Here is a 25471-nt window from a genome sequence, read left to right on the forward strand (position 1 = left end):
ATTATCCTCTTTGTTGAGTATTTATGATATTTGACAATCCAAAAAGTTACTACTTCTCCAGTATTTTTTCTACAAAATCATCATTAAATAAAGTTCTGTGATTGAATTATGCATGGTAATTTTTGACAATTACCATGCTAATTTTTTAATTGATGTTTAGTACATTAACTACTATTTAGTAATTTTTCAAAATTTTAGTTCTGAGCAGTTGATTCTCTCAATCTCCCTCTCAAAGTAACGAAAATATTGCTAAAAAATTTTCAATTTTATAATAGGTTTTAATTGAACCTATAAAACCTATTATTGCCAGAACGCAGGAAAAATCAAAAATATAAATAGCATCCTTTCTATTACTTTGAAATTGTTTAGACGCTCTCTATATGTTACCTAGCCGCAAATAGTAGACTATGTACTAAATAACCAAATTTTTGCAGTTATGAATCTTCTGCAGCCTTGCGCCTGTGGTTTAGGATAGCGCCTTAATTGCACGGGTTAAGTTAGATACACATTACAGGAAATTCACCTTTTCTTGTGATGATGTTCCAAAAAATTGGAAATATCTCAATACCTTCAAATAGTCTTTTACCCTCTAAAGCATCAGCTGGTTTGTTAGCTGATACTTGGATAATTGCCTGCTTTTAGCTTGATATTTGATATCTTCAATAGTGCTAGGAATGTAATTGAGTTATCTTGTTGGATAGATGCTGTCAATACAGTCAGAATTATAACATTTATGATACCTATGAACGCTATAGAATTTTATCTCTGTGACAAAGTGTCTGAGAGCTTTATTGAAGAGCTTGCTAGCAATTGGTTTGTTGATGATATTGAAGAATGATTTACCTTAGTGGTGCCATAATAATATTGATGACCTAGTAATTACCGAGATAGGTATAATCTAACTGAGATGTACTGCTTATTTTATGTAAATTTAAGCATAAAAACTGATTGGTTTGGTAGCTTCTATATCTAATTACATCACCAGGACGGCAAGATGCCAACCCCAGAAAAGTTGCATTTTATAAAGTATAAAAATTTATAAAATTTCAGTATTATCACTATTTTAAATATAAAGCAAATTTAAAAACGCTGCATAAAAATCGAGTTAAACCTAGAAAAGATGACGAGTCTGGCGATTTACCCGACTACAGGCTATCAATCCCAACTTTATTAAAACTTTATATAAGTGCTTATGCTGATGTTACAGTAAATAATATTACTAAATTAATATTTTACTATGCAGTTATATGTTTGCGATCGCAGCCTCTGAGAGTTCGGCAATTCCAACTAAAAAAATATTCCATCACTCTGTTTGAGATTGTCATTTATCCCTTGTCCAATGTAAATAAGCTGTTCCACATTTAACTTGCATATATTGGGCTGTCAAGATGCCCAACGCCACAAGAAATATACAATTTCATAATTATGCAAACTAGATGTGGTTTAGCTTACAAATGACGAATGACTAATGACGAAGGAATACCTTCATGGGTAGTGATGTAATTTAGATGTTTTTTAGCTTAGTTCACCATTTGACAGATGATTTTTGATTGCTCTGTCTGGCAAAGACGCGATCGCAAAGAGGGAGCAAAAATTTATTTGCCATTACTATCAAAGACCGTTACCACAAAGCGAGAGACTAGATAGTTGGTTAATTACGAGTTATTTTTCTTTACTATTCAGACATCCTAGACTACTGTATGATTTGACAAAGGTATATCTTGCAACTTATAAGGATGTCTGGAAGGTTTTAAGAGGAGACAATTAAATACTAAGTAATAGCGACTGTAATAGCCGCCCAAAAGACTAGTAAATAATGCTTCTCAGGTATCCTATTAAAGACTCATGAATGGGTGCTTGTGAATTCTGTGGCGAAGATTTAAAAACAGGTGTGAGAATTCCATGTTGAATAATTTAACTCATTGGCAAGCTAAACTTGCTTCATTAAAAGCTGTATGGATCGCTTTGCTGCTCTCGTCTGGTGTTATAGCCAGCCCTCTGCAAGTCTTAGCTCAAGCTGAGGGTGATGCAGTAAATAATATTAAATCAGACAATACTAGTACAGTCGAACAGCCACTTACTACTCCTCAGCAAACTGTAGTCGATCAAAATCCTGTAAATCAAGAGCCGTCAACCAATGACTCTAGTTTGGCTGAGAACAAACAGGAATTAGGATCGCCTCTGATAATATCCGATCTCACCCCAGTTGATGGGTTAAATCAGTTTAGCTCTAATGCTGCTGACCTCAGCTTAACCCCAGGTGAAGAGGATACCAATAATGGTATGGCGCAAGTCAACTCCGTATCGCAGTTACGGGATGTGTCGCCTGGAGATTGGGCCTTTACAGCTTTGCAAAGCTTAGTGGAACGTTACGGCTGTATCGCTGGTTATCCAAGTGGGACTTTTTTGGGTAACCGCGCCATGACTCGTTATGAATTTGCGGCGGGTTTGAATGCTTGTTTAGAACGAGTGCAAGAATTAATTTCCACAGCTACCTCCGATTTAGTTAAAAAAGAAGACCTGGGAACTTTACAAAAGTTACAAGAAGAGTTTACGGCTGAACTAGCAACCCTACGGGGACGTGTAGATGGCTTAGAAGCACGAACTGCTAAACTGGAAAACCAACAATTTTCTACCACTACAAAACTATTTGGTTTTGCTTGGATGAACTTAGCAGCTGGGTTTTCTGGAGGTGGTGTACAGAAAGAGACTGGAAACCGGGTAGTTAGAGGAAGTAGCGATCGCGAAATTGTCAGAGTTGACGACCCCAATGCTACCCTCACAGGCTTAGTCTGGCTGGACTTTGTCACCTCTTTCACAGGTAAAGATAGCCTAGTACTACAACTAGCAATGGGTACTAGCAACGCATTTCCTGGCCCCTTGGCTAATTCTTATGCTTCTGCTGGCTTAGATTATTCATTCGCTGATTTTACTACTGGCCCTGGGGCTATCATCCCTACTGAGATCACGATTAGAGAACTTTACTATCAATTTCCCGTCACCAACAACCTTCAACTCGTAGTAGGGCCCAGGTTTAACTTCTTCCGCTTCTTAGAAGGAAACCAATTCTCCTTTACTTTCACCCAAGGGCCACCAATCTTTAACTACATGACATTTAACTCTGCTAACAGTACCTTGGTCAATGCCATTGACCGTGGTGCTGGTGCAGTAGCAATGTGGGATATTAATAAAAACTTTCTGCTCAAACTGGCTTATCTTAGTGAGACAGATGAATATTTACCTAGTCCACCGTTTAACTCAGCTAGCAATCCGTTTCAGGGTTTATTTGGCGGGACTAATACCCTGACCGCAGAACTAACTTTTAGACCCAGTAATACTTCTAATATCAGATTTCTTTACACTCGTACAAATATTGAAGGATATAGGTTGAATAGGGATGGCGTGAGACAACTAGGGTATGGACTCACAGAACCCTTTTATGGTGTAGCTGATGATGGTTTTGGTGGTGATCTCAATAATGGGACAGCAGACACCTTTGGTATCAACGCTGATTGGCGAATTACTCCTAAATTCGGCATTTTTGGTCGTTATACTTACGGTAGCACCGCTATTCGTCCAGTTAACCCCAATATCCCCAGAGGGGAAATCAATACCCAAGCATTCCAGTTTGGTATGGCTTTCCCAGACTTGGGTAAACCAGGCGCAATGGGACAGCTTTCCTTCCTCATCCCAATGGATATTTTATCGGGTCGCCAGTACCTAGTATCTGGAGGCGGTAACGGTGGTACTTGGTATGAAGTTGAGGGCAGTTATTTCTTGCCCATATCCAGCAATATCGCCCTTGTCCCCTCTTTTTCTGTGGTGATGAATGCAAATAACTTCGATAACAACCCGACTATTTTTGTGGGTAACTTAAGGACGCAGTTTAATTTTTAATTGGTCAAGGGGGGAAGGGGGAAGGGTTAAGGGGGAAAGGTAAAGGGAAAAAGGGTCAAAGGTAAAGGGTGATACATTCTTTGCAATTACCTATTACCCATTACCCATTACCCATTACCCATTCCCCATTATCGGTAGCAATATCTGAAACCTGGTATCCCCTGGTTGAGAGTGGAGGTGGATTTGGCCGTGATGCTTATCGGCTATGAGACTATGCACAATGTCCAAACCTAAACCGCTACCTTTACCCACCCCTTTGGTAGTAAAAAATGGTTCAAAAATCCGGGTCTGAATTTCTGGGGGAATACCAGGCCCGTTATCGGCTATTTCTACAATCACATAATTATCTTTTTGATAAGTACGTATCCAGATTTTGCCTTTACCTTCTAACGCATCAATGGCATTATCTAGCAGATTTGTCCAAACTTGGTTGAGTTCGCTGCCATAGGTATTAATCAGTGGTAAATTTTGGCTGTAATCTCGTGTAACAGCAATACCTCCCTTTAGCTTATGACCGAGCATTGTTAAAGTATTTTCAATACCTTGATGTACATCTACTTGATGTTGTAGCAGCGGATTGATATGAGCATAGGATTTAATTGATTGCACCAATTCGGAAATCCTCGCTGTACTTTGTTCAATTTCGCCAATTAGTCCCAGAGTGGTTAAATTTGCGCCTAACCAATGCACAACATCGCTGATTGCGACATCTGGGATTTGATCGGCTAAAGCATCTAACTTGTCAGCATCTAATCCAGCATCAACCAGAGTTGATGTAATTTCCCAAGCTTGATTAACCTGATGGTCTTCTAGCCAATTTGTAATTTCATCTTCGCGATCGCTTTGGCTAATTAAATCCAGTTTATGGGAAACACGGCTATCTTGCTGTAACTGAGCTAAAAAATCTAGTTGTGCTGGGGTAAAGGAATATTGATGAAGACGTAGCGCTAAAGTTTGCGACTCTTGGAAACGCGATCGCAACTCTTCTGCTACCCTAGCACCAGCAGCAGCAGGATTTTTCAACTCATGGGCTAATCCGGCGGAGAGTTTACCTAATGATGCTAATTGTTCCTGCTGTTGTAACTGCGATTCTACAGCTTTGGTTCTAGCCGCAAAAGTAGAAAGCACAACATCAGCCAAGGGTGGGAAAGTAGCAATAATTTGTTTAAAAGTCTTCAGTTCCAGCTTTAATACCCGACTAGGCTGAGTTGCATAACCAGTCGCAAAGGAATCAGCTTCCATTAATATAGAAAGTTCACCAATAAACTCACCTCGTTGATGCTTGGCGAGTAACTTTTCTTCTCCCCCCACCTGCTTAGTTACTTGAATTTCCCCATCTAAAACCACATGGAAATCGTAACTATGTTCGCCTTCCTTAAATAAATATTCACCTACATTTAAATCAATCTCAGTCCCATAGCCTTGAAGATGCTGCAACACTTCATCTGATAACTGGGGAAAAAGCGCGATCTCATTAGGTTCTTGCAGCATAGAAAATACCTTATAGAAATTAATTTATAGTTTGGGAATTGGGAATTGGGCATGGGGCATTGGGCATTGGGCATGGGTAATTGGGGTTTGTTATTTCCCCTTGTCTCCTTGTCTCCTTGTCTCCTTGTCTCCTTGTCTCCTTGTCCCCTGATCTCCCTCATCCCCAATCCCTCATCAATCCGTCAATACAACTGGTAGACGAACTTGAAAACAGGTATTACCAGGACAGGAGGTAAATCGGACATCTCCTTTATGTTTCCCAACTACAGTGCGGTAAACAATATCCAAGCCTAATCCTTTACCTTCGCCTACGCCTTTGGTAGTGAAAAATGGTTCAAAAATGCGCGATTGGATTTCTGGCGCGATTCCTGTGCCATTATCGATGATTTCTATCAAAACTTGGTCGTTTTCGCACTTTGTATGTATGCGAAGCTGACCTTGACCCTTAACTGCATCAATGGCATTATCAATCAGGTTAGTCCAGACTTGGTTTAATTCGCTACCATAGGCGCTGATTCTGGGTAAATTGCCATACTCTCTAATTACCGCTACTCCATCCTTGAGTTTATGGTGCATCATCTTTAAGGTACTTTCAATACCGTCATGGACATTCACCTCTTGTAAGGGGGCTTGATCCATGTAAGAGTAGTCTTGCAGAGCTTTGACTAGCTCATAGACACGGGATGAGCCTTCGTCTAGTTCGGAGAGTAAGTTTAATCCGCTCAAGCTGGCTTCTAGCCAAGCTAAGATATCCCCTAAAGATTCTGCTGGGACTTGCTGCGTAATTTTACTGAGGTCGTTAGCATCTAAGCCGACTGCAACTAAGGTAGGCGCGAGTTTCCAACCATCACTGACACCATTGTCATCTAACCAATCAACCAGTTCATCTTCGCGATCGCATCTGGAAAGGGGAGACAATTGAGTAGTTTGCTGCTGCTTGGCAATTACTTCTTGCTGCAAACCACCCAAATATTGTATTTGCGGCTGGGTAAATTGTCGTTGACTCAGTTGCAACACTAGCGAGGGTAACTGTTGAAATAGCTTTTGCAATTCTCCAGTTCCCCGCCTAACTGCAGCCATCGGGTTATTCATTTCATGGGACAGTCCCGCCGCCATTGTGCCTAAAGCCGCGAGTTTTTCCCGCTGCTGAGACATGGACTGTAACTCTTGTACCCGCTGCGCCATTGTTTGCAGAATCAAGGTGGTGACAGCCGGCATGGTGGCTAGCATTTGCCAGAATTTATCTTTGTCCAATTCCAGGATGTGGCAAGGCTGCACAGCTTTGCCACCAGCCCAATAGTGAGTTTCTCCAGTTAAAATGGGCAATTCCCCAAAGAAGGTTTTTGGCCCATAGGTAACTAAGACAATTTCTTGATTGCCTACCTTCTGGGTAACTTGTACCTCACCGTCAATCATAATAAAAACTTGTTCGGCAGGATCGCCCGCAGAACGGTGGATATCACCAGGTTGCAGCCATATTTCTTTGCCTTGTTCGCACAACCACCGCAATTGCTCATCGCTTAAGCTGGCAAATAATTCTACTTGGCGTAATTCTTCTATGTCCAGCATTACAACACCTTAGCAAGATACTGGTGGACAAAACTAACACATATTGAGCCTTCACCCACGCCCGAAGCTACGCGCTTCACGGAACCATGATGCACGTCACCCACAGCAAAAATTCCTGGTACACTGGTTTCGAGTAAGTAAGGGTCTCTATCTACATTCCAGCCTTTGGGACGTTTGCCATCTTTGATTAAATCAGGCCCAGTCAGGATAAAGCCACGTTCATCCCGTTCGACAATTCCATCTAACCAATCGGTATGGGGAACAGCACCAATGAAAATAAACAGAGAGTTAGCTGGGACGGTTTCTTGTTCCCCAGTCACATTGTTGAGAATAGTTAAGGCTTCTAAACTTTCTTCACCTTTCACCTCAACGACGCTGGAGTTAAGTTGCACAATAATATTGTCTGTAGCACCAATCTGATCGACGAGGTATTGTGACATTCCTTTACCCAGATCGTCACCACGCACTAACATATGTACTTGCTGGGCATACTTGCTGAAGTGCATTGCGGCTTGTCCGGCGGAGTTAGCACCACCCACAATGTAGACTTTTTCGTTGCTACATTCCATTGCTTCGGTCATGGCTGCACCATAATATACACCCCGACCTGTGAGTTTTTCGATTCCAGGGACATTTAACCGCCGCCAAGAAACACCCATCGCCAAAATTAAGGCATGACAGGCGATTTCTGAGCCATCTTTGAGTAGTGCATAACGATAGTTACCGTTGGTGCGAATTCCTGCTACTTCCTGGGGCGTGAGAATTTCTACACCAAAGCGTTTGGCTTGGGTAACGCCGCGTCTAGCTAAATCTGCACCACTTAAACCAATGGGGAAACCGAGGTAGTTTTCAATCCGCGAACTGGTTCCCGCTTGTCCGCCAGGGGCTTCCCGTTCAATCATCACCGTTCGCAGCCCCTCAGAAGCCCCATAGACGGCGGCGGCTAACCCGGCTGGCCCGCCACCGACAATTGCTAAGTCGTAGAATGGCTGTTTAGCTTGGGTTTGCAATCCAACTTTGGCTGCAATTTCAATATTGCTGGGTTTTACTAAACGCTCACCATCTGGCAAAATTACCAAAGGTAATTCGGCGTTATCTACGCCACTATAGTTAACTAACTCTTGGGCTTCCTGATCTCGTTCAATATCTAACCATTGATAAGGAACGTGATTGCGGGCGAGGAAATCTTTGATTTTATGAGAATTAGGCGACCAACGATGACCAATCACGCGAGTCCCTTCAAAAGGTGGACGATAAGAAGCAAACCAATCATCTAGTAAATCATTCAGAATAGGATACAACCGCTCTTCTGGTGGGTCCCAAGGCTTAGTTAGGTAGTAATTAATACTAGTTTTATTAATAGCTGCGATCGCAGCATCGGTATCTGCATAAGCAGTCAGCAAGGCGCGTTTCGCTTCGGGGAAGATAGCAATTGCTTGTTCCAGAAACTCTACCCCAGTCATTTGGGGCATTCGCTGGTCAGCCAGAAATAGTGCTACTGTTTCATTACGTAATTTTAATTCTTTGATGGCCTCTAGTGCTGCTGCGCCTGAATCTGCACGTAAGATCCGGAAGCGATCGCCATATTCCTTACGCAAATCCCGCGCGATCGCTTGTAAAACCTGAGGATCGTCATCCACGGTCAGAATCATTGGTTTAGCCATAAAGTTTACCTATGTTGCTTTCTCTTTACTTATTATTAATTGCCGTGGGTTTTAATTTATAAAATTGGGGTTTGGGAATGGGTAATGGGTAATGGGTAATGGAAATTTTCCCCTCATCCCCCTCATCCCCCTCATCCCCCTCATCCCCCCTCATCTTCCCAATCCCCAGTCCCCAATCCCCAATCCCCAATCCCCAGTCCCCAATCACCTACACCCCATTCATCGCCCGCCACACTTTCTCTGGTGTCAAAGGCATATTCAGATGCTTGACTCCTAGAGGAGTAAGAGCATCGCAAACAGCATTGACGATTGCAGGTGCTACGGGTGGATTGCTGACATCCCCAGCTCCTTTGGCTCCTAAAGGGTTATGTGGTGTGGGGGTGACGGTACGCGCTAGTTCAAAGTGGGGTAAGTCAGAAGGTTTAGCGATCGCATAACTGGTGAGGTCGTCTGTGAGGATTTTGCCAGACTCATCATAAACAGCTTCTTCAAATAAGGCTTGGCTAATCCCTAGATAAATATTGCCGTGGGTTTGACCATCAACAATCATTGGATTGCCCACATTGCCAAAATCATTGACTGCGACGTAGCGCACTACTTCAACTTCACCAGTTTCTTGATCGACTTCCACGACGGCAATATGAGTACCAAAGGGATAGCTAAAATCTGGTGGATCGAAGAAGGTAATGACTTCTAAGCCTGGTTCCATTCCTGGTGGTAAATCCCAAGCATACCAAAGGGCTAAGGCTATATCCTGTATGGTTTTGACTTGATCTGGTTGATTTTTAGGATAGAATTTACCATCCTCAACAATAATCTCATCCTCTGGAACTTTGAAGATATGAGCTGCCATTTTTCGGGCTTTTTCGTTAATCTTTTGGGCAGCTTTATAAACTGTCGCACCTTCAACGCTGAAGCTCCGGGAACCATAACTACCCTGAGCGTAAACAGCACCTCTGGTATCGGAATGTATTACCTCAATGCGTTCAATATCAATCCCTAGTTCTTGGGCAGCAACTTGAGAGAAGGTGGTTACATGACCTTGACCGTGGGGCTGACTACCTGTAATTAAACTAACATCACCTGTGGGATGTACGCGCAGGTGAACGCTACCCCAAGTACTACCATTGAGACCAATATCTGTAGCCATAATTGGCGAAGGGCCAACACCAGATATGGCGACAAAGGAACCAATTCCGACACCTAAATATTTACCTCGCGCCTTGGCTTGTTCTTTGAGTTGGGGAATATTTTTGTAATCCACCATTTCTAAGGCTTTATCAAGGGCGACTTGATAATTACCGGAGTCATAAGTCCAGCCCAAACCGTTCTTGTAAGGGAACTGATCGGGAGGAACCATGTTTTGACGGCGGACTTCGGCTGGATCTAAACCGATTTCATCAGCAAAGAGGTCAACCAAACGCTCAATTACACAGTGGGCTTCTGTCCTTCCCGCACCACGAATTGGGCCTGTTTGGGTAGTGTTGGTGAATACGCAATAAACTTCATAAAAAGGATGCTCAATGGCATAAGCCCCCGATATGCTGCGCCCTGTCAAACTTGTAGGCGCGCCAGGGCCGTTGGTACCAGAAAAAGCGCCAAGGTTGGCGTAGTTGGTGCAATAGAGGGCTGTAATTTTGCCATCTCTGTTACCCGCCAGGGTGGCATACTCTATATGATCGTGGGAATGAACGGTGGTACGTGCTAACCCTTGACGAGTATCTACCCACTTGACCGGGCGACCGAGTTCTTTAGCTAAAAACAAGGTAATAGCTGTATCTGAATACAGATATCCTTTAGAACCGTAGCTTCCGCCCATGTGGGGAACAATCACCCGCAGTTTGTTGTAGGGAATTCCTAAAACTAATTGTGATAGCAAAAAGCGGTTACCGTGGGGAATTTGGGTATTTGTCCACAGGGTATAGTCTCCAGTTTCGGGATTGTAATCTGCGATCGTGGCTCGGGTTTCGCTAGAATTGGCAATCACCCGGGGAATGCGAATTTTTTGCTTAATCACTACCTCAGCAGCTGCGATCGCTTTTTCTGTGGCTTCTTTATCTCCATAACTGGCATACTGGTTCAAATTACCAGGTATGTTGTCATATAGTTGCGGTGCATCTGGCTGCAGCGCTTCCTCAGCATCAGTCACAACTGGTAGCGGCTCGTACTCTACCTGAATGCCTTTAAGAGCGTCATATGCTTGTTGACGGGTTTGGGCCACCACCACAGCCACAAAATCGCCAACATAGCGTACTTTATTGATAGCTAAGATAGTTTGACCTGCTGGTATGCCATAGGGATGGGGTGGAAATTTCGCCTCTGCACCGCCAGGATTCATAATCACGGGGAGGGGAAAAATTGCGCTAGTATCGGCTCCTGTAATTACTCGCACCACTCCTGGCATTTTTTCTGCCACACTGGTATCAATGCTCTTAATCAGAGCATGAGCCTCAGTACTGTGCAAAATTGCCATGTGTAACATATTTGGCAGAGTGATATCTGCTGTAAATTTGGCTTCCCCGCGTAATAATTCTGGATCTTCCCGCCGTTTAATAGAGGTTCCCAATATTGGTTGAGCCATATTCTCTTTTAGTTAACTCTTCTAAATTAAGGCAATAAAACTATCTTACCTCTTACCGCTTGTGTATCAAGTAAATGATGTGCTTCCTTAGCTTCTGATAAACTCATTGTTTTATCAATTAACGGCTGAATTTTCTTTTCAGCTAACAATTTAAGAAGAGTTGTTAAATCTTCTAAATACCAGCCATGATGTTCTTGTTTAAAAGTCGAAATGGCATAAGTTAAGACTTGTTTATCTTTAGATATTAAATTTAATGCTAAAGATGCACGCCACCAAAAGAATACTTCTTGTAAATCTGGTTCTGCTTGTCCGTGCAAAATGAATGAAGCGCCAAAAGTTACTATCCTACCTTGTGGTCGCAAAGTTTGATAAGAACGGAAACAATTTTCTCCACCAATGGAATCCAAAACCACATCTACACCATCACCAGTGAGACTCTTAATTCTTTCTTCAACATTGCCATTTCTATAGTCAATGGGAGTGGCTCCCAATTCGATAATTGTTTGATGTTTTTCTGGAGATGCTGTACCATACATCTCCAGCCCTGCTAATTGACCTAACTGTAGAAATGCTGTACCAACACCCCCAGCAGCAGCGTAAAGTAATACTTTTTCACCAGCTTTGACTTCTGCAATGCGGTGCAATATTTGATAAGCTGTGAGGTAATTTAAGATGACTGCTACAGCTTCTACGGGATCAAGTCCATCAGGCATTAATACCAAGTCATTTTCTGATAAATTAATAAACTTTGCGTAGCCACCAATCTTAGTTAATGCCGCGACTTTCTGACCTATTTGGAATTTGTTGACTCCATCACCGCATTTGTCAATAATTCCGACAATGTCATATCCCGGAACAAATGGAAAAGAGGGAGGATCTACCGGATACACTCCCTCACGCATTAATATATCTGCACTAGAAACCCCGGTTGCTAAAATCTTAATCCGCACTTGTCCAAGTTTTGGTTCAGAAATATCTTGCTCAACTAACTTTAAATTTTCTGAACCGCCTTTAGCTGTCACTAGTACGCATTGATTTTTCATAAATTGTCAATTCCAATACTAAGGTAAAAGTCCCTGATAATTAAGAACAGAATAACTGTTAATTAAGACAGCAATCAAGGGAGATGATTCTCATCTAGTTGCTTAAATTGACCATTTTACCAAAAGTATCAAGTTTGACAATTATCTGGAAATCTTTTCTATTACTAGCTTTGATTGATATTGTCTTGTCTATCTATGATAAGTAATTGTTTTATATCAGCATAAATACTTTCATGTATTTAAATAGATGAAAATTTTGGTTTTATATATAACTAATTAGTAATTTATAAAATTTAACAAGATTAATTAATATAAATTAAGTATTTGGTAGTGTGCGTTAGGTGTAAGCCGTAACGCAATACTGCTCGGTTAAGGATTTTCAACTCGGAATTTGGTTTGGGTAAAAGGTGTATCCCTGCGCTTCAGCAAGCTACGCGTAGCGTCTTTGCAGGAGAAAGGGTAAGGGTTAAAGGTTTTTTCTTGCCCCTTTTCCCCTTCCCCTTTTGCCCTTAACCGACAAGTATTGAGCCGTAACGCACGAAAAGTTACTCATTGATAATTTATAAAATTTAAAATCAATTGTTGGGTAAAAAGCAGAAACTCAATTTATCAATTTATCTTCTTTCCTACTGTAATTGAATGGTATATTCCTATAAATTTCACCGTCGCAATAACTTCAAGGCAATTTCTCTACCATAGTTACGTGATATCTGTACCCAAAGCTTAGTTAAAGACTCTATTAAAGGAGCAGTATTTAATAGTCCTGCATCCACTACATCAAAACCAAGTTCTTCTCCCAGTTGGGTAACTATAGCTTTAGCTTTTGGGTCATCGCCACAAATAAAAGTGCTAGCATCTTCAGAGCCAAACTTTAAATTAGTGAGATTGTTTGCACCCAGAGTACTGAACGCTTTTATTACTTTAGCTCCAGGGAGTGCCCTAGCAATATCCTCAGCTGCTGAACCAGTAGTATCAGGAGGCGGGGGTATCATGCGATTAGTGCTGTCGATGAGAATTTTATCGCTCATCAGCCCTTGAATTTCTTGTAAAACTGCTGGTACGTTTTGCCAATGTACAGCTAGTAACACCACTTCTCCGAAAGAGACAGCTTCTTGTAAACTACCTGTGTGAACGCTAGACCCTAACTCATTCAATAAAGCTTTTACCTTATCACTGTGAGGTTCTCGCACAGCAAAAAAAATCTCATGTCCCTTTGCTGCCCAGATTTTACCCAGATTACCGCCAATATTACCTGCACCGAGAATTCCGATTTTCATGATTAACTATTAACTATGTTGACGATTGTTCGACTTGCAGCACAATTTTTCCCCGAATCCCGCCATTCTCAATCAATTCATGCGCTTGACGAGCTGCAGCCAGAGGTAATACTTTACCAACAACAGTTTTAATTTTGCCGCTATCTAACAGCGCCGCGATTTCTGTTAATTGCGAAGCTTGAGGCTGCATCACCAATCCCACCGCACGAACGCCTTTTTCTAGAGCAGTCGCTTGAGAGGGAGGAAGAGAGGAAATTAACGAAACCAAAATGCCATTAGGTTTAATGACTCCCCAAGAACGTTCCCGTGTATCGCCACCGATTGTATCTAAAACCATATCTACATTGCTGACGACATCTTCAAATTTAGTGGTTTTGTAATCTATCACCTCATCAGCGCCTAATTCCTTGACCAACTCTAAATTATTAGCTGATGCTGTGCCGATGACTTTGGCTCCCTTTAACTTAGCCAACTGTACAGCAAATATCCCAACACCACCCGATGCCGCATGGATGAGTACGGTTTGCCCTGGTGATACTCCCGCGACATCAAATAAAGCTTGCCATGCTGTCATAGCAACAACGGGAATAGATGCGGCTTGAATATAATCGAGGGTTTTTGGTTTTGCAGCTAACTTTTGCGGTTGCGCGATCGCATATTCGCCGTAAGCACCAGAACGGCTCACTTCTGCAACTCCATAAACCTCTTGACCTAAATGGAAGTTTTGCACTGCTGATCCAATCGCCGCGACTTTACCGGACATATCCAATCCCAAAATGAAGGGTTTAGGATAATCAAAAATCGCTTTCATGCGACCTTCACGGATTTTACAATCTAGGGGATTTACTCCAGCAGCATGAACCTCAACTAAAACTTCTTCTGAACCAATTCCAGGAAGAAGAGCATCTTCATAAACAAGTACCTCTGGTTTGCCGTAGGAATGAGTGCGTACTGCTTTCATAAATTTTCCTAAATCTTCATCGCTAGAGGAAAATCACGCCACTGGCGTGATTTACTGAAGTAATGCTTCACTATCTGGCGTGAATTGGCTTTTCATTGTGAGATAGCCGTCCGCCACTACGCCCGCTTCTTTGGGCAATCACTTCAGCCATAATTGAAACTGCTGTCTCTTCGGAGGTACGAGCACCGATATCTAGCCCAATTGGGGCAGAAATCCGGTTAATTTCCGCCTCAGTCAGTCCAGCTTCTTGAAGACGACTGATTCTATCTTTAGTAGTTCTGCGGCTACCCATTGCCCCAATATAAGCGGCTGGTGTTCTCACAGCGCTAACTAAAGCGGGGACATCAAATTTGGGGTCATGAGTGAGAACAACAATCATAGTCCGGTGGTCTACATGAGTGCTTTCTAAGTATTTATGGGGCCATTCCACAATCACCTCATCAGCTGCGGGAAAACGTGCAACTGTGGCAAAGCTATCGCGCGCATCGCAAACAGTCACCCGGTAACCCAGGACTTTAGCTAATACAGAGAGCGATCGCGTGAAGTCAATGGCACCAAAAATAATTAAGTGAGGTGGTGGAGCAAAAGACTCTATAAAAACTGTGACCTCTGCTTGCCGACATTCTTCATTTAAAGCAAAGTCAGACAATTTAGTCAGCCCTTGATGCAACATTCCTTGAGCATCATCAGCAACTATGCAATCAATCTCTGCATTACCGAGGGAACCCAAGCGATCGCCCTTGTCGTTGACAATCATCTTGGCTCCTGCTTGCATTCCCTCCACCACTGTACAGATAGCTATGGGTTTCTGTAATGATTGGCGAATTGCTTGGAAAATCTCCCTCAAACTGAGATTACTGCTATGTAATTTGTCTGAGAACTGCTGGATAAAAATTTGAATTGTCCCGCCGCAGGTTAAGCCAACCGATAGACCCAATTCATCACTGACCCCATAGCTTAACAGCCGTGGTTCGCCTGATTGGATGACTATCAGAGCTTCTTCTACCACGGCTGCTTCTACACAACCACCGCTAACAGAACCAAGAACTTCTCCAGCATCGTTAACCGCCATTACAGCACCGACTTCCCTAGGGCTGGAACCTAAGGTTTTGACCACAGTTGCTAATGCTACAGTATGGCCCAGATTTAGCCATTGTTCGACTTCATCTATTACTTCTTTCATCGGTGCTTTACCTCAATTGCTATTGCTGTTCTTGCTGCTGTTTTTGCTGCTCCAATATACCTGGTAACATCCCTGCAAGGTATTTTTCTATACCTTTAGGATCTTTGAGCAGTTCAGCTGCCAAATAAGTTGCTTGGTCGCCTGGATAGACATCTTCAACTTCATTAATGACAGCATCTAAAGCTACTCTAACAACTTCTGCGGGTGCAACCTTTGGCGGTGGATAATACTTAGCAAATTCAGTATCGACTGAACCTGGCATAACGGCAACTACTAGGGTTCCTTGGGCTGCTAATTCTGCACGCACACATTGAGTTAGGGATAATTCTGCTGCCTTAGACGCGCAGTATGTACCCAAAAAGGGGAGGTTAATTTTACCTAAGAAAGAAACTAGGTTGACGATTACTCCCCCACCATTTGCTTTTAGTACAGGAGCGAAGGCGCGACACATCCCCATTGTCCCAAAGTAGTTGGTTTCCATTTCCTGACGTGCACCATCCATATTTGGTGCAGAAATTACTCCTTGGTCATGGGTAATCCCAGCGTTATTGATCAGTACATTGACATCTTGGTATTGGGCTGCTGCTTCATTAACTTGAGCTAGGTTAGTAATATCAAGTTTTATCGGCACAATTTTGTCAGGATTATTAGCCTTCAAACTTTCCAGAGCCTCTACTCTACGAGCTGCGGCGTAGATTTTCCCAACACCAGCGCCTAGTAATCCCTGAATGAACTCTTTTCCAATACCACCACTCGCACCTGTAATTAGAACTACACTACCTTCAAGTTTCATAGCTTTATTCACTCCATATGATTTTTATCTAGGGAACAGGGAACAGGGCGCAATTGGGAATATTATTTTGTCTCCCTCATCTCCCACCTCTCCCTTATCACCCTCATCACTCCGGTCACCACTACCTAGCTTTGCTGTAATTTTTCAGCTGCATATTTAATGGCACTGACAACATTTTGATAGCCTGTATCTCGTGAATAAATCCCATCTAACCAAGCACGAATTTCTGTTTCTGTAGGATTGGGATTTTTTTGCAAGAGATCCATTGAAGACAAGATCATTGCTGGTGTACAAAAGCCGTTTTGCACTGCGTGCTTTTCCCAGAATGCTTCTTGAATAACGCTCAGTTGCCCGTTTTTAGCAATACCTTCAATGGTAACAATATCGCCACCATCCGCTTGCACTGCTAGCACAAATGAGCTTTTTACCGATACGCCATTGAGTAAAATTGTACACACACCAGAAGTCGAACCGCCATCATCTTTTGTACCTGTTAAACCAAGATGATCTCTGAGCAAGTCTAATAACAGTAGATTGGGTTCAACATCTGCTGTATATTTTTTACCATTAACTCTCAAGGAAATTTCCATAGATGTAGCTTGTTCTAAATTATTTGTCTGCAATTCCAGACTAAATTTATACCAAAATTCCAGACAAATTTATACCAAGCTAGCAAATTATCGCGTCAAAGTTATTTTCCCAATTGCCTGACCAGATTCAGCATATTGATGCGCTGCTGCTATATCAGCAAAGCTAAAGGATTTTGGATCTATTAAGGGGCGGATTTTGCCTTCATCTATGAGTTGAGAAAGCTTGGCCAATATCTCGCCGTGGTGTGCGCGATCAATACCATAAAGCATAGAAATTTCCCACCAGACAGCATGTAGAGTTACTCCCTTTAAATGAACTGGACTCAGGTCATGATTATTCCAAGCCATTGTGGTTGCAACTATGCCATTGACTGCAACAGCCTCAAAGGAGCGATCGAGATTATCGAAACCAACAGTATCAAAAACTACATCAAAACCTTTGCCATCCGTATACTGTTTGACGTACTCTGCCACAGTTTGCGTGCGATAATTAATAGCAACATCTGCACCTAATTCATAGGCGATCGCTAACTTTTTTTCAGAAGAAGCTGTTGTAAAAACTTTTGCCCCAACCCATTTGGCAAGTTGCAGCCCAATATGACCTACACCGCCTGTAGCTGCATGTACTAACACATTCTGTCCGGGCTTAATCTGCACTCTGTCTATCAAGGCCAGCCAAGCAGTGATTGCAACTAAGGGAAGTGCAGCAGTTTCTGCCATCGTCAGTGACTTAGGCTTTAAAGCTGCTAAATCAGCATCAACCAACATATAGTCAGCTAAAGCCCCACCAAAACCTCGCAAACCGCCTGCACAAGCATAAACTTCATCACCAGGCTGGAATTTGTTTACTCCTTCTCCCACTTCTTCCACAACCCCAGCAACATCACCATGTATCACTGCTGGTAAGTCTGGTACAATCGCCTGGCTGAACGCCTGAGCATATCTTTCATCAGTAATATAAGTCATGTACTTGGGATCTCGGATCACATAATCCAGTGGGTTAACGCTTGAGGCAAACACACGAATTAAAATGTGACCAGGTATAGCTTCTGGTTTTGGCAAATCTACTTCTTTGAATACGCTAGTATCCCCAAGTTCTTCAATTACTTGTGCTTTCATGGGCAAATTTGTGATGTTCTCAAGAAAAGTAAAGGGCAGAAGGCAATCCCAATGAAACAGGTTTCGCCACCAAATATCAAAATATGAAAATGCAATCCGGAACTACCTAGTATGGGTACCTGTATAAGAAGCATTTTCAATTTAGCAAACAAGGATAAAAATCTTGATCCATCCTTCTACTCTCTGCCTTCTGCCCTCTGACTTATGCCTTCTTAAATAGCATTCTTGAGAGTGAGATAACTTGTTACCTACCGCTACTATATTTAATTATAATTAGTAGCTTCCAAAGCAGACGTTCTGATTCGTAAGGATGTTAACCACCAAAACCAAGTATGGGCTGCCATCCATGCTTCTCCTACTCCTCCATTTACACGCTTTTCTAGTTGTGGATTCTTCGGCAGAACAAAATAAGCAAGATTTTGAGTTTCTGCTAATGGTTGGACTTTGATATTAGCAGGAAGTTGAATACCTGCTTGCTTTTCTAAAGCTGTTTTTGGTTCAGTAAAAAGTTGATGCCTTAAAGATTCATCTTGCATGAAACGAACAATGATGAGGGATTCTAAACCTTCTCTGAAAGGTACAGCGTTCTCTGTTTTAGTGCGGTAAATCCACCACCACCATGTATATGTTAACGTCCACCAAACAGACATTTGCTGATAGAAATTCTCCCATTGGGCTTGTGTTGGAGGTAGAGGTGGAATCACAATATAGAATTCATCTTCATCTTCCTCTAACACTCGAACCTCTAATTCTGCAGGGAATTTAATTCCTGTTTCCCTTTCAAACACAGCTTTCGGATTTTTCAGAATTTCTTGTTTGAGGTTTTCATCATTCCAAATAAGATTAATTAACCGTGCTTGTAAAGCGTCTTTATAAGGGTCAAATCCAGTTACGTCTACTCCTGCCCAAGTTCTTTTAACTGCACTTAACATTGTGGCTAACTCCAAGCAATTGTTTGGTTGTTTCTCTGATTGTACCAGTTTTTTACTAAAGCATTGCAAGACTATTTATAAGTAAATCTTAAGTAGGTTTTATTACGGACATAAAATAATTTGGTAATCAGAGAAAATAAAATTTAGCTGTAGGGAATAGCCGCATAAATAATGCGTTAGGCAACCCCTACAGTAATTTTATTTTTACTTTATAAATAGCCTCTTATACTAACCTCGCTCCACCATCTACATCAATAACCGCACCAGTTGTAAACTTGTTGTTGATTAAATATAGAACTGTCTCCGCAATATCTTCTGGTTGAGCTATCCGTTTTACAGGTAGAGAATCAGCTACATAATTAAAGTAGTTTTGCCGTTGTTCTGCTGGTATTCCTTCATAGAGAGGAGTTGCTACTAAACCAGGAGACACAACATTAACTCGAATCGGACTGAGTTCCACTGCTAAAGAACGAGCTAATGCTTCCAGCGCTCCATTCACAGATGCCATGATAGAAAGATTAGATACTGGTTTTTGCGATGCATAACCAGAAAAGAAGATGATCGCACCACTAGGTTTGAGTTGGGCTGCACCATATTTAGCAGCATAATAGTGCCCCCAAAATTTATTTTCAAATATCTGGCGGGCTACTTGGGAATCTAATTCCAGAAATGCACCCATAGCTTCTACAGAAATAGTGATGACTAAACCATCAAAACTACCAACTGTGGAAAATAATTTTTGCACTTCTTCTTCATTGGTGATGTCTAAGCTAAAGGTAGTTACCCGTTCACCAATCTCAGCTTGAGCAGCGTTTAATTTGGCTTCTGAACGGCTAGCAATTACGACATTTCCCCCTGCAGCCACAACTGCTTTTGCGGTTGCTAATCCAATTCCCGAACTACCACCAATAATGACTATTTTTTGATTGGTTAAATCCATGATTTCGGTAATAAATAGATAGCTATAATTGCTGAGTCAATAAATTACTCAGCAATTATTTACTCTGCACATACTCTACCCAGGACTTACCCATGAAGACGCTAACTGCTAACGTACTTATAGGTTAACAACTGCTGTGATGGTATTTAAATCAGTATTATGTAACTAATCTAAGCTACTGTGCCATCGGGATATTGAGTCATGCCAGCAAAGTGAATAGCTATTTTGCCATCTCTCAAAACCCAACTATCGGCAAACCGCATCTTAGCTTCTTGTCCCCCAGCCTGCATAGTAATAGCTTCAACAATCATTAGGGTTTGGGGATTTTCTGTTTCTGCCCAAAAAGCAATATCTGTCTGTAACCCTTCAATTCCTAGGATGCCTTGAAAGTGTTCTTCGAGTTCTTTGCGTCCGCGAAAATATTTAGGAACTTTCTCAAAGCTGCTAATTAAAACTGCATCTTCAGTATATTGATTTAATAATGCTTCAATATCCTTTTTCAGGATTAATTGAATATGTTCTTCGTATAGTCTTCCTAAAGCAGTATCGGGAGGCTTGCCCATATTTTCGATTCTCCGTAAATTTTGATTACACAAACCCTTTAGACTAGGTAAAAAGAACTCTTAACAGACAAAAAAAGCAGATAATTTTAGCTTTATTCTGTATATAGAATCAGCAATAGATGAGATTTTTTCCCGTTCTATCAGGGATAATTTATTTTGCTAAAAATCTATCTATGTAATCTTCTGTTTTTCATGTTATCTGTTAAGAGTTCTCTATTATTTACAATGTAGCTGAACCCTCGTAGTATTTGAGTTCATCAACTATATAAACAGAGATTACTGGTTTATTGGTTTCGGGCGATCGCTTAACTTCCCATGTTTGATAAGCATCTAAAACAATGCGTTCGCTAGTAGCTGCTGGAGCCTTCCAAACACTGGCTTCCCATTTCACCACCACCTGTACATCTGCTTTTTCGGCTGTCGCAGATTTAACTGTTACTTCTTTGACGGTATGGACTTCATCAAAGAAAATATTGATGACGCGATCGTACCAACCGCTATATCCTTCAAAGCCTTTAACTGTGGCTTCAGGAAACCTCAATTCTACGTCTGAGGCTAACAGAGGAGCATATTCGTCCACAGGAACGTGAATGTCTAGTTTTCTATACCAAGCTTTTGCAAATTCTAGAATTTCTGGTTGAGTTAGTGGTGCTAGCTCACTCATGATTTATTTCCTTTATTGAACAGTTAATTACTCAAAAGTTGGGATGTTGCTACAGAACCGCAGATTTAATCAACGCAACAGATTTACAACTTAAATGAACCTTCGTAGTACTAAAACACCTTACCAGCCCAGATGGTTATTAAGCATCTCCTAGCCTGTGAGCAAAACCAAAGTGACGAGCCACCTTGCCATCTTGAAGCACCCACACATCACCTACTGCCCACTTACCTGTTTTGGGAGAGGTAATTGTTGCTTGGAAGGAAATTACGTCGTCAGTTTCTAAAAAGTTGTATAAAGAATCAACTTGAATTTCGCCTTGATATTCTAGGTAACCTTCAAAAGCTTTGATTAATGCTTCTCTCCCCTGAATTACATTTGGGGGTGGTGTATCTAAAAAAGGAAAAGCATTATACAGAATCGCATCTTCTGTATAGGTATTGGTCACCATGCCAACCACGTCTTTAGCGACGATGTACTTCATGTGTTCATCGAAGAACTGACGACCTGGTGTAGTAGTAGTACTCATACTTAAGGCATCCTTATGAAACTAGACTCAAAATCGTGAATGGGGCATGGGGCATGGGGCATTGGGCATTGGGCATTGGGCGTATTTGATTTCTCCTCTGCTCCTCTGCTTCCTCTGCTCTCCTAGCCCCTCATCCCCTAGCTCCTTTATTGACCACACCGAATCCCAATCATGTCTGGGCGAACATCACCCTCTAAGACAACATCGATGAGGAAAGGGCCATTATGTGCTAATGCCTGCTTAATTGCTGGGGCAATCTCTTCTGGCTTCTCGACTCGGATGGCTTCAACCCCCATAGAACGAGCCATTTCATCAAAGCGCAGTACTGGCTTCGACAAGTCAAAACTTAAGGGAAAGTCATGCTTGGCAACACTTTGTTCTTGCCAGTAAGCTTGAATATTCAATTGCAATAGCTTGTAAGAACGGTTATTGCAAATGATGAATATGGCATCTACATTATGACGAGCTGCTGTCCAGAGAGCTTGGATGGTATACATCCCACCGCCATCACCTGTAAAGCCAATCACCTTTTTGTCAGGATTAGCCAATTTAGCACCAATTGCCCCAGGAATCCCTACCCCTAGAGAACCTCCACGGGTGAGAAAATAATGATCTGGCTTGCTGGGTGGCTTATACCTAATGATATTGGGTGAAGAGGTCAAGGCTTCATCAAAGAAGATTGCATCTTCTGGTAACAGAGGTGCAAGCTCTTCCATAAACCGAGAGAAATGCAGAGGAACTGAGTCCCTGACAGCTTGATCGGCTGCCTTAGCAGCAGCAATCTTGTCTGCTTTAGCCTTACCAATCTCTGCGGCTCTGGTTTGAGCTGCGCTTTGCTCTTGTGCAGTAAGGATGTCTTTGATCGCATCTGCTAGTTTAGCCAGTGTCAGTTTGGGATCGCTGACAATCCCTACATCTACTGGGTGATTCTTGGCAATTTCATAGGCGTTCAAATCAATATGAATCACCTTTGCGCCGGGAGCAAATATATTTCCTAGTTCCGGAAAGACCTCTGGCACCATATAAGTGCCACAAACTAGATTGACATCTCCTTTGGTGGTAATTGGCAGACTACTAGAGCCAAACATATGCCCTGTCGCCCCTTGATATAGAGGGTGAGCATAGCTAATGTTGACTTCTCCAGAGTCTACATCCCAAACCTCAGCCCCTAGAAGTTCGGCAACTTTGGTTAACTCTGCCTGGGCTCCAGAATAAGCAACTCCATCGCCAACAAAAATCATGGGTTTTTTGGCAGCTACTAGAGTCTGGGCCACTGCCTTAACTGTCTCATCGTCTGGTACTACACGAGTAGAAGGAGTCAAGGTAGGTATGATTGGCTCGACTACAGGCGCATCCAAAATATCTTGAGGAAGGCAGAGATAAACTGGCCCCATCGGGGGTGTAGAGGCAATCTTAATGGCTCTGCGGAGCATTCTCAGCAATGAAGATGGCTCATTGACTGTGGCAGCCCATTTAGTGACGGGTTTGGCCATACCGACCAAATCCGCTGCCATTTGAGCATCCATTGCTGCATATTTGATACCCGCATCTCCGCCGATGACTACCAAAGGGGCGTGACCACGCATGGCCTGGTAAAGTGCGCCGATCGCATTACCTAAACCAACGCCACTATGAATTTGGACTAATGCTGGCTTTTTGGTAGCTCGAGCGTAACCATCGGCTGTCATCACAGCCACGGTTTCTTGCAAAGTCAGAATGTACTTGAGATCTGGATATTCCCACAGGGCATCCAAAAAACCCTGTTCCACTGTGCCTGGGTTACCAAACATATAGTGGATGCCATCTGCGAGAAATTGCTCAAGAATGGCAAAACGACCAGTTTTTTGAGTCATGGATTCTGTCGTTATTAGTGCTTAGGTCATTGATTAATCTTGTTTGAGTTGCAAAGACTAATCAGGTTTACCATCCATAACGGGTAAGTCCTTTCTCTAGGACTTCTACTAATATGCGACCGCACTCAACAGAAGAAGCTGTAGAACGACTGGTAATGAAAGGATAATCAACTAAAACGGAGGTTTGGTGACCAACGTTACCGATAAAGGCTCCATCGGGGCCAACAGCGTCACGGAGAATGAATTCTAGAGGGTAGAATGGAGGGCCAAAATTAATATAGCCGTCGCCAAATCCCTTTTTAGAGCCATCAATAGCGTGGGGCCCTTCAAATCCGGTACCGTCTAGGTAGTCGTAATCAATTGGGTGCCCAGTCACGTGCTTACCCCAAATCAAGCTCTTCTTCTCGCGGAAGTCTCTAGCAAATGCTAGACAGGTAACTCCATAACACTCAGCTGCAATAGGTTTGTTGAGTTTGACAAAGCCAAGGATGAGTTCGTGTAGACGGGAATTATTAGCTAAATCAATGAGTGCGCCACTACCACCAACAATCACTAGCGCATCGTAATTGACTAGTTCTTCTGCAATAATTTTGTCTATTTTTTGGTAGTAGGCTTCCATATCTCTGAGATATGTAGGAGAGCTAGGATAAGCTCTTAGAGGAAACCAATCAGCTAAACTCTTAGGGCTGTCGAGTCTGTCTGACTCATGAACGCGGACGGTTTTTGCTCCCATTTCTTCTGAAGTCACGCCACGTCCTAATGGGGGATCGATATAACCAGGCGCACAACTTACAGATAGTGGTGTTGGTTTTTTGCCGTTGGGGGTGACAAAGGTGATGTTATATCCAGCAGCATCACATGCCTCTAAGGGCCCAATGAGTTCTTCGCCCCAGTAGCCCCACTCTGAAATGATAAAGAGAACATTTTTTGTCATTGTCTTATTTCCTTGTTACGGCTCACAGAAATAGAAATATCACAGTTATGGTATTTATAGTTACAGGTTGTTCGTGAAAAATCCCATGTTTTTCTCAGCACCCTGTTGTGACTATACTACCCTTGCAGGAGATACGACTGCGCCCTCTATGCCACTCCTGTTAGAAGCAGCTGAGTCGCTAGTTATCCTGATAAGGAATACGCATCTACAGCTTTGATACTTAAAGAAAAGTTGATCTTTGGGATTGAGACAAAACCCACCAGATTACAGGCTTATATGAGGAAAACCATAAAGCCAGATAGTATCTATCTTGTGTATTCAAGTAGGCAACTTATAAGCCTACACTTGCGTCTTTCGTGATTTCGGAAAATTACCTCGCCTGATAAAGTGATTTTGTTAGAGGGTAATTTTTAAAACACGCTACTAGAATAATATTTACTTCTCCAGTTTGTCCAATCAGATTCTTAATTTTTTATGTAAATTATGATTTTCTCTTGGAGATAACAAATTGTAAAACTTGCTTGTCATTCTGACGAAATTGTTATGGGCGATTTGTTGTTAGCCACTCTAGACAGGCCGCGATCGCTTGTTAATTAACTTAATTTTTGGACAATCAAAACGAAAAACTTGTTGACCTAGCTATCTTCGCATAAATCTCATCCAGATGTACAGAAATTATATACATTTATTTTTGTCAATCTAATTCTCAAATTGGTAATATCGCTAAATAGTAATATAGTTAAGTTTAATTTCTTAGAAGTGGCAAAGAAAGCCAGAGGACAGCAATTTGGAAAATACAGCTGCTCAAGAGAAGATTTGTGTGTCAATGTTCCAATGGAACTTGAACGCTTTCAATCTATTCATGAGATTGCTTCTGCTTGTTGTATTTTA

Annotated in this window: 20 protein-coding genes; 1 reads left to right on the forward strand and 19 read right to left on the reverse strand. The window is 42.1% G+C overall.

Features of this window, described 5'->3' with window-relative positions:
• Nucleotides 1–1902 precede the first annotated feature (1902 nt).
• Complete coding sequence (locus tag HG267_RS09315) at nt 1903–3897, forward strand: iron uptake porin (protein WP_045874477.1); 1995 nt, start codon at nt 1903–1905, stop codon at nt 3895–3897.
• Between the two features lie 114 nt (nt 3898–4011).
• Here HG267_RS09315 and HG267_RS09320 read toward each other — a convergent pair whose 3' ends face one another.
• The 19 genes from HG267_RS09320 to HG267_RS09410 all read right to left on the reverse strand — a co-directional run bounded on the left by HG267_RS09320 (nt 4012) and on the right by HG267_RS09410 (nt 24580).
• Complete coding sequence (locus HG267_RS09320) at nt 4012–5388, reverse strand: ATP-binding protein (protein ID WP_045874476.1); 1377 nt, start codon at nt 5386–5388, stop codon at nt 4012–4014.
• 174 nt (nt 5389–5562) lie between these two features.
• Complete coding sequence (locus HG267_RS09325) at nt 5563–6957, reverse strand: ATP-binding protein (protein ID WP_045874475.1); 1395 nt, start codon at nt 6955–6957, stop codon at nt 5563–5565.
• A complete protein-coding gene (locus tag HG267_RS09330) occupies nt 6957–8621 on the reverse strand; it encodes an FAD-dependent oxidoreductase (RefSeq protein ID WP_045874474.1) in 1665 nt (554 codons plus the stop codon). Before HG267_RS09330 ends, HG267_RS09325 begins: the two co-directional genes overlap by 1 nt.
• A gap of 25 nt (nt 8622–8646) precedes the next feature.
• Nucleotides 8647–8811 (reverse strand): hypothetical protein, encoded by a 165-nt coding sequence (locus HG267_RS09335; protein ID WP_263420041.1) that lies wholly within the window; start codon nt 8809–8811, stop codon nt 8647–8649.
• An 18-nt stretch (nt 8812–8829) separates the two neighbouring features.
• The gene (locus tag HG267_RS09340) at nt 8830–11202 is read right to left on the reverse strand and encodes a xanthine dehydrogenase family protein molybdopterin-binding subunit (protein WP_045874472.1); all 2373 of its coding nucleotides are present in this window, start codon (nt 11200–11202) and stop codon (nt 8830–8832) included.
• A 26-nt stretch (nt 11203–11228) separates the two neighbouring features.
• The gene (locus tag HG267_RS09345; protein WP_045874471.1) at nt 11229–12245 is read right to left on the reverse strand and encodes a medium chain dehydrogenase/reductase family protein; all 1017 of its coding nucleotides are present in this window, start codon (nt 12243–12245) and stop codon (nt 11229–11231) included.
• Nucleotides 12246–12904: 659 nt separating this feature from the next.
• Entirely contained in the window at nt 12905–13522 is a 618-nt protein-coding gene (locus HG267_RS09350) for an NADPH-dependent F420 reductase (RefSeq protein WP_045874470.1), read from the reverse strand.
• Nucleotides 13523–13535: 13 nt separating this feature from the next.
• Nucleotides 13536–14483 (reverse strand): NADP-dependent oxidoreductase, encoded by a 948-nt coding sequence (locus HG267_RS09355; protein WP_045874469.1) that lies wholly within the window; start codon nt 14481–14483, stop codon nt 13536–13538.
• A 70-nt stretch (nt 14484–14553) separates the two neighbouring features.
• A complete protein-coding gene (locus tag HG267_RS09360) occupies nt 14554–15666 on the reverse strand; it encodes an XdhC family protein (RefSeq protein ID WP_045874468.1) in 1113 nt (370 codons plus the stop codon).
• A gap of 19 nt (nt 15667–15685) precedes the next feature.
• Nucleotides 15686–16459 (reverse strand): SDR family oxidoreductase, encoded by a 774-nt coding sequence (locus HG267_RS09365; protein WP_045874467.1) that lies wholly within the window; start codon nt 16457–16459, stop codon nt 15686–15688.
• A gap of 125 nt (nt 16460–16584) precedes the next feature.
• Nucleotides 16585–17082, reverse strand: a complete 498-nt coding sequence (locus HG267_RS09370; protein ID WP_228045656.1) for a (2Fe-2S)-binding protein — start codon at nt 17080–17082, stop codon at nt 16585–16587.
• Nucleotides 17083–17136: 54 nt separating this feature from the next.
• Entirely contained in the window at nt 17137–18168 is a 1032-nt protein-coding gene (locus HG267_RS09375) for a zinc-dependent alcohol dehydrogenase family protein (protein ID WP_045874465.1), read from the reverse strand.
• Between the two features lie 263 nt (nt 18169–18431).
• Nucleotides 18432–19100 carry an NHLP leader peptide family RiPP precursor gene (locus HG267_RS09380; protein ID WP_052335452.1) on the reverse strand — a complete coding sequence of 223 codons (669 nt, stop codon included), beginning with the start codon at nt 19098–19100 and terminating at the stop codon, nt 18432–18434.
• A 223-nt stretch (nt 19101–19323) separates the two neighbouring features.
• Nucleotides 19324–20040: an SDR family oxidoreductase gene (locus tag HG267_RS09385; RefSeq protein ID WP_045874464.1), complete on the reverse strand. Its 717-nt coding sequence runs from the start codon at nt 20038–20040 to the stop codon at nt 19324–19326.
• A gap of 170 nt (nt 20041–20210) precedes the next feature.
• A complete protein-coding gene (locus HG267_RS09390; RefSeq protein WP_045874463.1) occupies nt 20211–20603 on the reverse strand; it encodes a nuclear transport factor 2 family protein in 393 nt (130 codons plus the stop codon).
• 220 nt (nt 20604–20823) lie between these two features.
• Entirely contained in the window at nt 20824–21267 is a 444-nt protein-coding gene (locus tag HG267_RS09395) for a nuclear transport factor 2 family protein (protein ID WP_045874462.1), read from the reverse strand.
• Between the two features lie 139 nt (nt 21268–21406).
• Entirely contained in the window at nt 21407–21793 is a 387-nt protein-coding gene (locus HG267_RS09400) for a nuclear transport factor 2 family protein (protein WP_071989490.1), read from the reverse strand.
• 146 nt (nt 21794–21939) lie between these two features.
• Nucleotides 21940–23646, reverse strand: coding sequence for a thiamine pyrophosphate-binding protein (locus HG267_RS09405; protein WP_045874460.1), 1707 nt, complete (start codon nt 23644–23646; stop codon nt 21940–21942).
• 67 nt (nt 23647–23713) lie between these two features.
• Entirely contained in the window at nt 23714–24580 is an 867-nt protein-coding gene (locus HG267_RS09410) for a type 1 glutamine amidotransferase domain-containing protein (protein WP_045874459.1), read from the reverse strand.
• Between the last annotated feature and the right edge of the window lie 891 nt (nt 24581–25471).

Origin of the sequence: Tolypothrix sp. PCC 7601 (assembly GCF_025677855.1) — a bacterium.
In the GTDB taxonomy this organism is placed as follows: Bacteria; Cyanobacteriota; Cyanobacteriia; order Cyanobacteriales; family Nostocaceae; genus Aulosira; species Aulosira diplosiphon.

Excerpts from the sequence above, each read along its gene's own strand:
- HG267_RS09315 (WP_045874477.1), top strand. The coding sequence starts at position 1,903 with ATGTTGAATAATTTAACTCATTGGCAAGCTAAACTTGCTTCATTAAAA.
- HG267_RS09320 (WP_045874476.1), bottom strand. The coding sequence starts at position 5,388 with ATGCTGCAAGAACCTAATGAGATCGCGCTTTTTCCCCAGTTATCAGAT.
- HG267_RS09325 (WP_045874475.1), bottom strand. The coding sequence starts at position 6,957 with ATGCTGGACATAGAAGAATTACGCCAAGTAGAATTATTTGCCAGCTTA.
- HG267_RS09330 (WP_045874474.1), bottom strand. The coding sequence starts at position 8,621 with ATGGCTAAACCAATGATTCTGACCGTGGATGACGATCCTCAGGTTTTA.
- HG267_RS09340 (WP_045874472.1), bottom strand. The coding sequence starts at position 11,202 with ATGGCTCAACCAATATTGGGAACCTCTATTAAACGGCGGGAAGATCCA.
- HG267_RS09345 (WP_045874471.1), bottom strand. The coding sequence starts at position 12,245 with ATGAAAAATCAATGCGTACTAGTGACAGCTAAAGGCGGTTCAGAAAAT.
- HG267_RS09350 (WP_045874470.1), bottom strand. The coding sequence starts at position 13,522 with ATGAAAATCGGAATTCTCGGTGCAGGTAATATTGGCGGTAATCTGGGT.
- HG267_RS09355 (WP_045874469.1), bottom strand. The coding sequence starts at position 14,483 with ATGAAAGCAGTACGCACTCATTCCTACGGCAAACCAGAGGTACTTGTT.
- HG267_RS09360 (WP_045874468.1), bottom strand. The coding sequence starts at position 15,666 with ATGAAAGAAGTAATAGATGAAGTCGAACAATGGCTAAATCTGGGCCAT.
- HG267_RS09365 (WP_045874467.1), bottom strand. The coding sequence starts at position 16,459 with ATGAAACTTGAAGGTAGTGTAGTTCTAATTACAGGTGCGAGTGGTGGT.
- HG267_RS09375 (WP_045874465.1), bottom strand. The coding sequence starts at position 18,168 with ATGAAAGCACAAGTAATTGAAGAACTTGGGGATACTAGCGTATTCAAA.
- HG267_RS09380 (WP_052335452.1), bottom strand. The coding sequence starts at position 19,100 with ATGTTAAGTGCAGTTAAAAGAACTTGGGCAGGAGTAGACGTAACTGGA.
- HG267_RS09385 (WP_045874464.1), bottom strand. The coding sequence starts at position 20,040 with ATGGATTTAACCAATCAAAAAATAGTCATTATTGGTGGTAGTTCGGGA.
- HG267_RS09390 (WP_045874463.1), bottom strand. The coding sequence starts at position 20,603 with ATGGGCAAGCCTCCCGATACTGCTTTAGGAAGACTATACGAAGAACAT.
- HG267_RS09395 (WP_045874462.1), bottom strand. The coding sequence starts at position 21,267 with ATGAGTGAGCTAGCACCACTAACTCAACCAGAAATTCTAGAATTTGCA.
- HG267_RS09400 (WP_071989490.1), bottom strand. The coding sequence starts at position 21,793 with ATGAGTACTACTACTACACCAGGTCGTCAGTTCTTCGATGAACACATG.
- HG267_RS09405 (WP_045874460.1), bottom strand. The coding sequence starts at position 23,646 with ATGACTCAAAAAACTGGTCGTTTTGCCATTCTTGAGCAATTTCTCGCA.
- HG267_RS09410 (WP_045874459.1), bottom strand. The coding sequence starts at position 24,580 with ATGACAAAAAATGTTCTCTTTATCATTTCAGAGTGGGGCTACTGGGGC.